This window comes from Nonomuraea sp. NPDC050451, assembly GCF_044458585.1.
The window spans coordinates 422,039-434,863 of record NZ_JBITHZ010000003.1; the positions used below are offsets into that span (position 1 = coordinate 422,039).

10 protein-coding genes are annotated in these 12,825 nt (G+C 71.4%); 9 read left to right on the forward strand and 1 reads right to left on the reverse strand.

Going from position 1 to position 12,825, the window contains the following annotated elements; genetic code table 11:
- The first annotated feature begins 63 nt into the window (after positions 1 to 63).
- Both ACIBI9_RS13190 and ACIBI9_RS13195 read left to right on the forward strand, forming a co-directional pair.
- A complete protein-coding gene (locus tag ACIBI9_RS13190) occupies positions 64 to 993 on the forward strand; it encodes a glycosyltransferase family 2 protein (protein ID WP_397222218.1) in 930 nt (309 codons plus the stop codon).
- Positions 994 to 996: 3 nt separating this feature from the next.
- Positions 997 to 2,058 carry a glycosyltransferase family 4 protein gene (locus ACIBI9_RS13195; protein ID WP_397222219.1) on the forward strand — a complete coding sequence of 354 codons (1,062 nt, stop codon included), beginning with the start codon at positions 997 to 999 and terminating at the stop codon, positions 2,056 to 2,058.
- Here ACIBI9_RS13195 and ACIBI9_RS13200 read toward each other — a convergent pair.
- Positions 1,959 to 2,918: a YbhN family protein gene (locus ACIBI9_RS13200; protein ID WP_397222220.1), complete on the reverse strand. Its 960-nt coding sequence runs from the start codon at positions 2,916 to 2,918 to the stop codon at positions 1,959 to 1,961. The two genes, ACIBI9_RS13195 and ACIBI9_RS13200, sit on opposite strands and share 100 nt — an antisense overlap.
- 118 nt (positions 2,919 to 3,036) lie before the next feature.
- On the opposite strand from ACIBI9_RS13200, the gene ACIBI9_RS13205 reads away from it, so the two are divergent.
- From ACIBI9_RS13205 to ACIBI9_RS13235, 7 genes are all read left to right on the forward strand, one after another.
- Entirely contained in the window at positions 3,037 to 3,864 is an 828-nt protein-coding gene (locus tag ACIBI9_RS13205; protein ID WP_397222221.1) for a methyltransferase domain-containing protein, read from the forward strand.
- Complete coding sequence (locus ACIBI9_RS13210; RefSeq protein ID WP_397222222.1) at positions 3,861 to 4,781, forward strand: YbhN family protein; 921 nt, start codon at positions 3,861 to 3,863, stop codon at positions 4,779 to 4,781. Before ACIBI9_RS13205 ends, ACIBI9_RS13210 begins: the two co-directional genes overlap by 4 nt.
- A 94-nt stretch (positions 4,782 to 4,875) precedes the next feature.
- Positions 4,876 to 5,991, forward strand: a complete 1,116-nt coding sequence (locus ACIBI9_RS13215; protein ID WP_397222223.1) for a glycosyltransferase family 4 protein — start codon at positions 4,876 to 4,878, stop codon at positions 5,989 to 5,991.
- 20 nt (positions 5,992 to 6,011) lie between these two features.
- Positions 6,012 to 7,103 carry a sugar phosphate nucleotidyltransferase gene (locus tag ACIBI9_RS13220; RefSeq protein ID WP_397222224.1) on the forward strand — a complete coding sequence of 364 codons (1,092 nt, stop codon included), beginning with the start codon at positions 6,012 to 6,014 and terminating at the stop codon, positions 7,101 to 7,103.
- A 78-nt stretch (positions 7,104 to 7,181) separates the two neighbouring features.
- Complete coding sequence (locus ACIBI9_RS13225; RefSeq protein WP_397222226.1) at positions 7,182 to 8,078, forward strand: DNA-3-methyladenine glycosylase family protein; 897 nt, start codon at positions 7,182 to 7,184, stop codon at positions 8,076 to 8,078.
- Positions 8,079 to 8,132: 54 nt separating this feature from the next.
- Positions 8,133 to 10,988 (forward strand): bifunctional FO biosynthesis protein CofGH, encoded by a 2,856-nt coding sequence (locus tag ACIBI9_RS13230; RefSeq protein WP_397222227.1) that lies wholly within the window; start codon positions 8,133 to 8,135, stop codon positions 10,986 to 10,988.
- An 81-nt stretch (positions 10,989 to 11,069) separates the two neighbouring features.
- Positions 11,070 to 12,818, forward strand: a complete 1,749-nt coding sequence (locus ACIBI9_RS13235) for a substrate-binding and VWA domain-containing protein (protein WP_397222228.1) — start codon at positions 11,070 to 11,072, stop codon at positions 12,816 to 12,818.
- Positions 12,819 to 12,825 lie beyond the last annotated feature (7 nt).

Genomic DNA, 12,825 nt, shown 5'->3' on the forward strand with positions numbered 1-12,825 from the left:
TGGGAGCTCCCAGTGGGCGCGCGTGGACTCGGCTTTGAGTTGGGCAGAGTACCCTCAAGGCCCGTGAGCACGCTAGAGACCCCGAAGAGTGGACCTGCCGTGGAAGAAGCGCCGTACGTCACCATCGTCCTGCCCTGCTACAACGAGCAGAATCACGTCATCGATGAAGTCAAGCGCATCACGAGGGCCATGGACTCGAGCGGCTACACCTACGAGCTCGTGGCCGTGGACGACTGCTCGACCGACGGCACGCTGGCCAAGTTGAAGCAGGCCGCTCCCGAATATCCCCACCTGCGCGTCCGCGCCTTCCACCGCAACGGCGGCGCGGGCACGGTGCGGCGCATCGGGACGCAGGAGGCCAGGGGCGAGATCGTCGTCTGGACCGACGCCGACATGACCTACCCCAACGACCGCATCCCCGAGCTGGTGCAGATCCTGGAGAAGGATCCGATGATCGACCAGGTGGTCGGCGCGCGCACCAGCGAGGAGGGCTCGCACAAGTTGCTGCGGGTCCCCGCCAAGTGGGTGATCCGCAAGGTGGCGGAGCAGCTGGCCGGGCAGAAGATCCCCGACCTCAACTCGGGGCTGCGGGCCTTCCGCAGGACGGTGGCCAAGCCCTACCTGCGGCTGCTCCCGCCCGGGTTCTCGTGTGTGACGACGATCACGCTGTCGTTCCTGTCCAACCAGCACGACATCTACTACCTGCCGATCGACTACGCCAAGCGGGCCGGGAAGTCGAAGTTCAGCTTCGTGTCCGACGCGTACCGCTACATCCTGCAGGTGCTTCGGATGATCATGTACTTCAACCCGCTCAAGGTGCTCATGCCGCCCGCGCTGTGGCTGGTGGGCATCGGGTTCGTGAAGGGTCTGTGGGACATGATCCAGCACCCGTTCTACTTCCCGGCCAACACCGTGATGATCTTCCTTTCCGGGATGCTGATCGGGTCCGTGGCGCTGCTCGCCGACCTGATCGTGCGGTCGCGGGGGGAGTAGCGCGTGCGGATCGCGATCGTCGGCCCCACCTATCCGTACAAGGGGGGCGGGGCGCAGCACACCACCGAGCTGGCGCACCGGCTCGCGGCCCAGGGCCACGACGTGGTGATCGAGTCGTGGCGGGCGCAGTACCCGTCGTTCCTCTATCCGGGACAGCAGACGATCTCCGCGCCTGAGGGCACGCCTTTCCCGAAGACCCTGCGCAGGCTCGACTGGCGGCGACCCGACGGGTGGGTGTCCGCCGGGAGGCGGCTGAGGTCGGCGGATCTCGTGGTGCTGGCCGTGCTGAGCCCGGTGCAGGTCCCTGCATATTTGGGGATTTTGTACGGGATAGGGCGAAAAGTCAGGACTGTTGCCCTCTGTCACAACGTGCTGCCCCACGAGCGCAAGCCGTACGACGAACCGCTCATGAAGGCGCTGCTCAAGCGGGTCGACGGGGTGCTGACCCACTCCGAGCAGCAGGCCGGGCTGGCCAGGGGCCTGACGGGCAGCTCGGTCAGCGTGGCGGCGCTGCCGCCGCACCTGCCCTCCACCAACGCCGAGAAGTCCACCCAGGTCCATCGCCGGCTGCTGTTCTTCGGCATCGTGCGGCCGTACAAGGGGCTGGATCTGCTGCTCAGGGCGCTGCCCGACGGGATCTCGCTGACGGTCGCGGGGGAGTTCTGGGGCGGGCTGGAGGAGACGCGGGCGCTGATCGCCGAGCTGGGCCTCGGTGACCGGGTCGAACTGCGGCCCGGCTACGTGGCGGCCGAGGACGTGCCGGGGCTGTTCGCGCGGGCGGACGCGCTCGTGCTGCCGTACCGGAACGCGACCGCCAGCCAGAACGTCTGGCTCGGCCACGAGCACGGCGTGCCGGTGATCGCCACCCGCGTCGGCGCGCTCGCCGACCACGTCACCGACGGCGTGGACGGGCTGCTGGTCAAGCCGGGTGACGCCGGGGCGCTGCGCGCGGCGATCGAGCGCTTCTACGCCTCGGGCGAGCCCGAGAGGTTGCGGTCGGGCGTCAAGGCCGTCGACCCCGAGCCGTTCTGGTCGGCGTACGCGGGGACCTTGCTGGCCGCCTGACGGCCGAGCACGAACGAGATGCCCGCGGCCGTCGCGTCCGCCAGCGTGAACGCCAGCCGCGACACGATCGCCACCGCGAGCGCCGCCGGGGTGCCGATGAGCGGCCCGAGCACCAGCACCAGCGCGCCCTCCCGGACGCCGACCCCCGCGGGCACGACGATGGTGAGGATCCCGGTGGCCCACGCGAACGCGTACGCGCCGGTCGCGACGAGGTAGAGGTCGGAGCGGCCGGTGAGCAGCCACGTGTGCAGGCCGTACACGAACCAGCCGAGCGCGGTCCACGCCACCGCGACGACCACCGTGCGGCCGGGCAGCACGCTCTCCAGCGGCTCCTTGCGCGCGATGCGCAGCGCCAGGTTGAGACCCCAGGTGAGCACCTTGGGATGCAGGCACACGATGATCAACGGCACGAGCAGCACGAGGTACCAGGCCTTGCGCACCGCCTCCAGCGAGCCCAGCGTCGCGGCGGCGATCGAGACGGCGACGCCGAGGTTGATCACCAGGCTCAGCGAGATCGTCGCGAACGTGCGCCGCGGCGGGCTGCCGTGGTCGCGCCCGAGGTCCATCATCGCCGCGTACGCCCACACGGCGCCCGGGATGTACTTGCCCAGCTGGCCCACGAACATGATCCGCCCGGCGATCCGCAGCGGCACCCGCGTGCCGAGCCCCGCCAGGATCTCCCGCCAGGCCACCAGGATGAAGAACTGGCCGAGCAGCACCGCCGCGAACGCCCCGAGCACCGCCCACGGCGACATCGCCGCCACCGCCCCGGTGGTCTCGTCCCAGTTCGTGGCCAGCCCGTAGCCCAGGAAGCCGAGGGCGATCAGGGCGAGTACGACGCGCAGCAGGCGACGGAGCATTCGCTCAGGCTACGCGCGGTTCGCGGGGTAAAGCCAGACGACGCCGCCGACGAACGCGAGCCTCCACCAGTGCCAGGCCGGCCACCGTACCAAGCCCATTTGGGTACTGTGGGTCCTCGTGGGTAAGCAACGGGTCGCGCAGCTCGAATACTCGGAGTTCCAGTCAGCCATGCTCGACGAGGGCAAACGGCGGCGGAAGGCTGCGAAGATCATCGCGGTGCTCGAGCACTTCCGCGGGCCGCTCGGCGGGCTGACGGTGGGCGACGTGGGCTGCTCCGCGGGGTTCATCGCCGACGAGCTCGCGCAGGCCGGGGCGAAGCACACGCTGGGCATCGACATCGACGTGCCGGGGCTGCGCAAGGCCGCCGACCGGTTCGGCGAGCGGGTGGCGTTCGTGTGCGGCGACGGCACCGCGCTGCCGTTCCCCGACGGGTCGATCGACGTGCTGGTCTTCAACCACATCTACGAGCACGTGATCGACCCCGACGCCGTGGTGGCCGAGATGCACCGGGTGCTGTCCGACGACGGGGTCCTCTACCTGGGGCTGGGCAACCGGCTCGGCGTCATGGAGCCCCACTACAAGCTGCCGTTCCTGTCCTACCTGCCGCCCGCGCTGGCCGACCGCTACGTGCGGGCGTTCGGGCGGGCCGACCACTACTACGAGCGGTTCAGGACGCGGCGCGGGCTGCGCAGGATGCTGCGGGCCTTCCACGTCTGGGACTACACCTTCCCGGTGCTGGCCACGCCGGGCCGGTTCGCCGGGGGCGAGCTGTTCCCGGGCGCTCTGGGGCGGATCGCGCAGACCGTGCTGGCCCGCACTCCTCGCGAGGTGCTCAGGCTGCTGCTGCCCCTGGTGCCCACGTACCTGTGGGTGGCCACCAAGACGCCGCGGCGGCCCGCGGGTGCGGCGCTGCCGCAGCCGCCCGAGCGGGTCCGTCCGCTGTGAGCCAGGGCACCACCGTGGAGCAGCCCGAGAGCGCGGAGGCCGCGCCGCGGCGGTCGCCGGTCCGCAGGCTCGTCCGGTACGGGTTCCTGGCCGTCGCGCTCGGCTTCGGCGCCTACGCCGTGGCGAAGCAGTGGGACGCCGTGCTGGCCGGGTTCGCCCGGCTGTCGTGGGCCGCGCTGGCCGGGTCGCTGGTCGCCGTGGTCGCCGCGCTGCTCGGCGCCATGCTCACCTGGCGCACCCTCCTGGCCGACCTCGGCTCCCCGCTGCCGCTGAGGCCCGCCGCCAAGGTCTTCTTCGTGGGCCAGCTCGGCAAGTACATCCCCGGCGCGGTCTGGCCGGTGATCGCCCAGATGGAGATGGGCCGCGAACTCGGCGTGCCGCGCTCGCGCAGCGCGGCGGCGTTCTTCCTGATGATGCCCATCCAGCTGGCCACCGGCCTGCTGGTCACGCTGGTCACGCTCGGCTGGGACCGCTATGGCTGGCTGCTGCTGTTCATCCCGCTGCTGCTGGTCCTGCTGGAGCCCAAGGTCATCAACGCCGTGATCGGCTACGCCCTGCGCAAGCTCAAGCGGGAGCCGCTGGAGCGCCCGCTCACTCGGCGAGGCATGCTCACCGCCCTCGGCTGGGCGCTGGCCGGCTGGCTCTGCTACGGCGTGCACCTCTACTTCGTCGCCCCCCAGGGCGGCCTGCTCTTCGCCGTCGGGGCCTTCGCGGTGTCGTGGTGCCTGGGCATCCTGACCTTCGTCGTCCCGGCGGGCGCGGGGGTGCGGGAGGTCGCGATGGTCGCGGTGCTGGCGCCTCACGTGGACGGCGGCGCGGCGATCGCGGTGGCGCTTTCGTCCCGCATTGTCATCATTTTGGGGGACCTGATCTGCGCCGGTATGGCGGGAATCGCAGCGCGTCGCGACTCCGTGTGATTTGACCCTCGTTTTAGGGGAGGCTGGTCATAAGCTGAACTTCAGAGGGGGACGACCAGTCCCACGTTGATCTTGAGGGGAGAAGATCTACGTAATGCCTCGAGTGCTCGTCGACGCGGCGGCGGTCCCCGCGGACCGCGGCGCGTTGATCAGATATGTGGACGGGCTCGTGGCCGCGCTCGACCGGGCCGGCGCAGACCTCGCAGTGGTCTGCCAGCGCTCCGAAGCCGAACGGTACCGGCGCCTCGCGCCCTCGGCCCTGGTCCTCCCGGGGCCCGTGGCGATCTCCAACAGGGCCGCCCGGCTCGCCTGGGAACAGACCGGCCTCCCGCTGCTCGCCCGTCAGGCGGGGGCGGACGTGATCCACGCCCCCTACTACTCCATCCCGCTCGGCTCGGGCCTGCCGACCGTGGTGACGATTCACGACGCCACCTGGTTCACCGAGCTCGACCAGCACGGTCCGCGGGCGTCGTTCTTCCGCTCGGCCACCCGCACGGCCGTGCGCCACGCCCGGCGGGTGATCGTGCCCTCCAAGGCGACCAGGGACGAGCTCGTCCGCGTGCTCGCCGCCGACCCCACCCGCATCGACGTCGCCTACCACGGGGTCGACCTGGGGCAGTTCCACCCGCCGAGCGACGACGAGATCCGCCGGGTCGCGCTGCGGTGCGGGCTGCACGGCCAGCCCTACGTGGCCTTCCTGGGCGCGCTCGACCCCCGTAAGAACGTTCCCAACCTCATCCGCGGCTTCGCCGCCGCCGCGAAACGCCTGGACGCGCCGCCCGCGCTGGTGATCGGCGGCGGGGTTCACGAGGACGACGTCGACGCCGCCTGCCGGGAGGTCGAGGCCACGGTCAGGGTCATCCGGCCCGGCTACCTGCGCGCGCCCGACCTGCCCGGGTTCCTGGGCGGGGCGCTCGTGGTGGCCTTCCCGTCGCGCGGCGAGGGGTTCGGGCTGCCGGTGCTGGAGGCCATGGCCTGCGGCGCGCCGGTCCTGACGACGCATCGCACGTCTCTGCCAGAGGTCGGCGGCGACGCCGTGGCCTACACTGAGCCCGACGCCGACAGCATCGCCGCGGCGCTCGGACATCTGCTGGGCTCCCCCGCCCGCAGGCGGCAGCTGCAGGAGGCGGGGCTGGCGAGAGCACGCGAGTTCACCTGGGACGCCTCGGCCGAGGCGCATCTCAGCTCTTATCAACGCGCGATCGAATAGTTCGGTAACCTCACGGAGTGATGGAGAGCTCTTTGCCAGACCTCGAGGCGATCCTCCTGGTCGGGGGGCAGGGCACGCGCCTGCGTCCGCTGACACTGGGCACGCCGAAACCACTGCTGCCGACCGCCGGAGTGCCGTTCCTGGCCCACCAACTCGCTCGTGCGCGATCTTTCGGCGTCCGCCGGATCGTGTTCGCCACCTCGTACAAGGCGTCGATGTTCGAGCCCGCCTTCGGCGACGGGTCGGCGTTCGGGCTCTCCCTCGAATACATCACCGAGGAGACGCCGCTGGGCACCGGCGGCGCGATCCGCAACGCCGCCGAAGCCCTCACGGTGGGGCCGTCCGACCCGGTCCTCATCCTCAACGGGGACATCCTCTCCGGCCACGACATCGGCGATCAGGTGCGCACCCACCTCGCGCGACATGCCGCTGTAACGCTCCATTTGACAGAAGTCGACGATCCCTCTCGCTTCGGGTGCGTCCCGACCGATGAGACCGGGCGGGTGACGGCCTTCCTGGAGAAGACGCCCAACCCGGTCACCAACCGGATCAACGCCGGCTGCTACGTGTTCACCCGGTCGGTGATCGACTCGATCCCCCGGGACGAGATCGTGTCCGTGGAGCGGGAGACGTTCCCCGGGCTGATCGAGGCGGGCGAGCTGGTGCTGGGCTACGCCGACCGCACCTACTGGCTCGACGTCGGCACGCCGGCGGCGTTCGTGCAGGGGTCGCGCGACCTGGTGCTGGGGCGGGTCGAGTCGCCCGCGCTGCCCGGGCCGACCGGGGAGTTCCTCGCGCTGGAAGGGGCTCAGGTCTCGCCGGAGGCCAAGGTGCAGGGCGGCACGGCCGTCGGCGCGCGGGTCGTGGTCGAGGCCGGGGCGACGGTGGTGGGCTCGGTGCTGACGGACGACTGCGTCATCGAGACGGGCGCCTCCGTGACGGACTCCGTGGTGGGCCGGGGCGCGCGGGTCTGCGCGGGCACGGTGGTGTGCGACGCGGTGATCGGCGACGGCGCCATCGTGGGGCCGGGCAACGAGCTGCAGAACGGCGTGCGCATCTGGCCCGGGGTGGAGCTGCCCGAGCGCGCGATGCGTTATTCGAGCGACGTCTGAGCCCCAGCCCTCTGGGTGTCTGCCCTCGCTCCCGCGGCCCGGTCACGGGCAGCGGGGAGGTGGGGGCAGACTGGACGGGTGAGGGAGCGCAGGTGGGTGCCCGAGGGGCCGCTGGACGTGGGGCTGGCGTTGCAGCCGCACAAGCGCGGCGGCGGGGATCCCACCTGGCGGCAGAGCGGTGACGGGGCCGTGTGGCGCACGTCCAGGACGCCCGACGGGCCGTGCACGCTGCGGGTGAGCGTCAAGGCCGGGTGCGTGCACGGGCAGGCGTGGGGTCCCGGGGCGGAGTGGGCGCTGGAGGCGTTGCCGGCGCTGTTGGGGGCGCTTGACGACGTTTCCGGATTTGTCGCCAAACATGAGGTTTTGGCGGAGGTTGTCAGGAAAAATCCGGGTTTGCGGATTGGGCGTACCGGGCGGGTCATGGAGGCCCTCGTACCGGCCGTGCTCGAGCAGAAGGTGGTCGGGCAGGAGGCGTGGCGGGCCTGGCGGTGGCTGCTCGACCGCTACGGCGAGCCCGCGCCCGGACCGGCGCCCGAGGGGATGCGGGTCGTGCCCGAGACCGTGGTGTGGCGGCAGATCCCCAGCTGGCACTGGCACCGCGCGGGAGCGGAGGCCGTCCGCGCCCGGACGATCGCGAACGCCGCCTGGCATGCCGACAAGCTGGAGGCCGCCGCGAGCACCGAGGAGCTCGACCGGCTGCTGCGGGCGCTGCCCGGGATCGGGGTGTGGACCTCGGCCGAGGTGCGCCAGCGCGCGCTGGGCGACCCGGACGCGGTGAGCGTCGGCGACTACCATCTGGCCAAGCTCGTCGGGTACGCCCTGACCGGGGAGAAGACCGACGATCCTGGGATGTTGCGGCTGCTGGAGCCGTACCAGGGGCATCGGCACCGCGCCACGGTGCTGGTCTGGCTCAGCGGCCTGCGCCCGCCCGCACGCGGGCCCCGGATGCCCGTACGCGACTACCGGTCCTTCTGACCCGCGGGCCCCCTGAGTGCGGGCGGCGAACTCAGCCGTCGGTACTGTGCCCGTATGAGTCTCGTCAGTGATTCCGCGCTCCGCCGGGCCCTCGCGCGTGCCCGCGACGGCAAGGCCCTCGACGTCACGGAGGTGACCGTCCTCCTGCACGCCCGGGGCGAGCACCTCGACGCCCTGCTCGAACACGCCTCCCGCGTACGTGACGCCGGACTGCGGGCGGTCGGCCGCGAAGGGATCATCACTTACAGCAAGAAAGTGTTCATCCCGTTGACCCGGCTGTGCCGGGACCGTTGTGGTTACTGCACCTTCGCGACCGCGCCGCACAAGCTGCCCGCGCCGTTCCTGAGCCCTGACGAGGTGCTGGAGATCGCCCGGCAGGGGGCGGCCATGGGGTGCAAGGAAGCGCTGTTCACGCTGGGGGACCGGCCGGAGGACCGCTGGCACCAGGCGCGCTCCTGGCTCGACGCGCACGGCTATGACGACACCCTTTCTTACGTCAGGGCCATGGCGATCGGCGTGCTGGAGGAGACCGGGTTGCTGCCGCACCTCAACCCGGGGGTGCTGACCTGGCGTGACCTGCAGCGGCTCAAGCCCGTCGCGCCGTCCATGGGGATGATGCTGGAGACGACGTCGCGGCGGCTGTTCGAGGAGAAGGGGGAGGCCCACTACGGGTCGCCGGACAAGGACCCGGCCGTACGCCTGCGCGTCCTGGAGGACGCCGGACGGACGAACGTGCCCTTCACCACCGGCATCTTGATCGGCATCGGCGAGACCGTCGAGGACAGGGCCGAGTCGATCTTCGCGATCCGGCGGGTGGCGCGCGAGTACGGCGGGATCCAGGAGGTCATCGTCCAGAACTTCCGCGCCAAGCCCGACACGGCGATGCGGGGGCTGCCCGACGCGTCCCTGGAGGAGCTGGCGGCCACGATCGCGGTGGCGCGGCTCGTGCTCGGGCCCCGGGTACGCATCCAGGCGCCGCCCAACCTGGTGGACTCCGAGTACGCGCTGATGATCCGGGCGGGCATCGACGACTGGGGCGGGGTGTCGCCCCTCACGCCCGACCACGTGAACCCCGAGCGCCCCTGGCCGCAGATCTCCCTCCTGGAGGACCGGACCGCCGAGTCCGGGTTCCAGCTCCGGGAGCGGCTGACGATCTATCCCGAGTACGTGGTGGCCGGGGAGCCGTGGCTGGACCCCCGGCTCTTCGCCCACGTGGCCGCCCTGGCGGACCCCGCCACGGGGCTCGCCCGCCCGGATGCCGTGCTGCGGGGGTTGCCGTGGCAGGAGCCGGACGGGGGGTTCGCGCCGTCGGGGCGGGTGGACCTGCACGTGGAGGTGGACACGTCGGGGCGCACGCACGATCGGCGGGACGACTTCGACCACGTCTACGGCGACTGGACCGCCCTCCGCGACCGCCTCCCTTCAACCCCAGCCACCACGCCATCGTCCACCACGCCGTCGTCCACCGCACCATCGGACGGTGCGCCATCGGACGGTGCGGGGTCGGATCCCGCCGCCCGCGTTGCGCCGAGTGCCGCCGCCGGGGTGCCCGCCGTACCGGCGCCTGGAGCGCGGGTTGCGGAGGGCACGGCCGCCGACGCCGCGCTGCCAGGTGCTGTGGCCGGGAGCGCCGCTTCGGCGGGCGCGCCGGCGGACGGCGGGGCGGTGGGCGGCGTGACGGCGGGTAGCGGGACGGTGGACCGCGCTTCGCTCGCCGGGGTCGGTGTGGCGAGTGGTTGGGCGGCTGGGGAGGTGTGGCGGGCGTTGCGGCGGGCGGCGGCCGATCCGGGCGGGTTGAGTGACGCCGAGGCCGTCGCGTTGCTGTCCGCCGAAGGGGAGGCGCTGGACGAGCTGGCCGCCATCGCCGACGACCTCCGGCGGCAGGCCGTGGGCGACGAGGTCACCTACGTCGTCAACAGGAACATCAACTTCACCAACGTGTGCTACACCGGATGCCGCTTCTGCGCCTTCGCCCAGCGCAGGACGGACGCCGACGCGTACACCCTGAGCCTCGACCAGGTGGCCGACCGGGCGCAGGAGGCGTGGGACGCGGGCGCGACCGAGGTGTGCATGCAGGGCGGCATCCACCCCGACCTCCCCGGCACCGCGTACTTCGACCTGGCCAAGGCGGTCAAGGAGCGGACGCCCGGGATGCACGTGCACGCGTTCTCCCCCATGGAGGTCATCAACGGGGCGAGCCGCACCGACATGTCCATCCAGGCGTGGCTGGAGGCGGCCAAGGAGGCCGGGGTCGACTCGCTGCCCGGGACGGCGGCCGAGATCCTGGACGACGACGTCAGGTGGGTGCTGACCAAGGGGAAGCTGCCCGCGAAGGAGTGGGTGGAGGTCATCACGACGGCCCACAAAGTGGGCATCCCGACCACGTCCACCATGATGTACGGGCACGTCGACAACCACCTGCACTGGGTCAGGCACATCAAGCTGATCCGCAGCCTCCAGGAGCGGACCGGCGGGTTCTCCGAGTTCGTGCTGCTGCCGTTCGTGCACACCAGCGCCCCCATCTACCTGGCCGGGATCGCCCGCCCCGGCCCCACGGCGCAGGAGAACCGGGCCGTGCACGCGCTCGCCAGGATCCTCCTGCACGGCGCGATCAAGAACATCCAGTGCTCGTGGGTGAAGCTCCGCGACGACCTGTGCCGTCACGTGCTCCAGGGCGGCGTGAACGACCTCGGCGGCACTCTCATGGAGGAGACCATCAGCCGCATGGCGGGCTCGGAGAACGGCTCGTACAAGACGATCAGCGAGCTGCGCGAGATGGTCGAGGTCACCGGCAGGCCGGTCAGGCAGCGCACCACCGAGTACGGCATCCCCACGGACGAACGGCTCGCGGCGTCCGAGGCCAGCGACGGCGTGTGCAAGAGCGTCAGGAGGGTCCTGCCGATGGCGTAGTTGTAACATGTTCTAACAAGGCTTGCGCCCGCCATGGGAGGCGCTGGAAGAATCATCACTCCCCTGGGAGAGAGGTTCACCGTGCGGCTAGGTCGGCACCGCGCGCCGCTGCCCCCCGAGCAGCGACGCAGGAAGGCTTTCCGGCGCGGCATGCTGGCGGGTCTCACCGCCCTGGCCATCGTGGCCGCCGGCCTCGTCGTGGTGTTCGGCGGTGGCGGCGTGCTGTGCAGCACACGAGAGCCTGTTCTGGTCAGCGTCGCGGCGGCCGTCGATGTGGCCCCGGCGGCCATGGAGGCCGCCGAGCGGTTCAACGAGACGAAGACGTCCGTGGGCGGCCGGTGCGTGCTGGTCCAGGTGACCGAGCAGCCGCCGGCCACCGTGCTGCGCACCCTGATCGGCGACCGCGCGGGCGTCCTGCGCGAGCGGCCCGACGGGTGGATCGCGGACTCGTCGGCCTGGATCAGGCTGGCCCGCCAGCAGGGCGCGAGCGCGCTGCCCGCCGGTGAGAGCGTGGTGGCGACCTCGCCGCTGGTGTTCGCGACCCGCTCGTCGCTGGCCCAGCGCTTCTCGGTGGGCAAGACCGAGATGAACTGGCGGATGGTCTTCCCCGCGACCGTGCGCGGGCGGCTGACGCCCAACTCGTCCGAGCCGGACGTCGTACGCGTACCAGACCCGTCGCTGGCCGGGGCGGGCATCGCGACCGTGGCCGCCGCCAGGGACGTCGTCGGCACGGGGCCGGAGGCGGACAAGGCGCTGACCGCGTTCGTACGGTGGGCGCAGGCCGGCTCCGCCCCCGACTACCGCAGCATGCTCGCGGCGGTCGACGACCACACGTTCTGGCAGCGTCCGGTGGTCATCGTCCCCGAGCAGTCGGTCTGGAACCACAACCTGCGCCCCTCCGCCGACCCGGTCGTCGCGCTGCACCCGCGCGAGGGCACGATCAACCTCGACTACCCGTACGTCGTCACCGCCACCGACCCCACGGTCGCCGAGGCGTCGACGGTCTTCGCCGGCTGGCTGAAGGGCTCGCAGGCGCAGGAGATCGTCCGGCGGGCCGGGTTCAGGTCGGGCGACGGCACCCTGGGCCCGATCTCGCCGGGGCCGCAGATCCCCTCGGAGACCCCGAAGACCAGGTCGTCGGTGTCACCGCAGGACATCGACGAGGCGCTGCGGGCCTGGAGCCGGCTGGCCCCGCCGACGAACATCCTCGTCCTGGCCGACACCTCCAAGCACATGGCCGAGCCGCTGAACGGCAGCACCAGGATCAGCATCGCGCTGGACGCGGCCAAGATCGGGCTGCAGCTCTTCCCGGACTCGACGCACATGGGCCTGTGGGAGTTCGCCGAGCGGCTGGGCGGCATCAAGCCCTACCGGGAGCGGGTCGGGCTCGGCCCGATCAACGAGGCCCAGACCGGACAGGTGGTACGCAAGAGCCGCCTCGCCGAGCTGACCGGCACGATCACCGCCCACCCCACCTTGGACAGCTCGCTCTACGACGCGATCCTCGGCGGGTTCCGCAAGGTCACCAGCGAGTACCGCGAGGAGATGAACAACGCGCTCCTGGTGATCACGGCGGGCAAGGACGACGGCAAGGGCACGAAGCTGCCGGAGCTCCTCGACAAGCTGCGGCGCGAGTGGAACCCCGACAAGCCCGTACAGATCATCATCATCGCCTTCGGCAAGGGCGTCGACCACGACGGCCTGTCGCGGATCACGGCCGCCACGAACGGCTCGCTGCACGAGGCGCAGGAGCCGGGGGAGATCATCGATGTCTTCCTCGCCGCCCTGGCCCGCCGGATCTGCCACCCCACCTGCAAGCCGACCACATGAGAAAGGG

Coding starts and splice junctions, on each gene's coding strand:
- ACIBI9_RS13200 (WP_397222220.1), bottom strand. CDS start 2,918: ATGCTCCGTCGCCTGCTGCGCGTCGTACTCGCCCTGATCGCCCTCGGC.
- ACIBI9_RS13220 (WP_397222224.1), top strand. CDS start 6,012: ATGGAGAGCTCTTTGCCAGACCTCGAGGCGATCCTCCTGGTCGGGGGG.
- ACIBI9_RS13230 (WP_397222227.1), top strand. CDS start 8,133: ATGAGTCTCGTCAGTGATTCCGCGCTCCGCCGGGCCCTCGCGCGTGCC.
- ACIBI9_RS13215 (WP_397222223.1), top strand. CDS start 4,876: ATGCCTCGAGTGCTCGTCGACGCGGCGGCGGTCCCCGCGGACCGCGGC.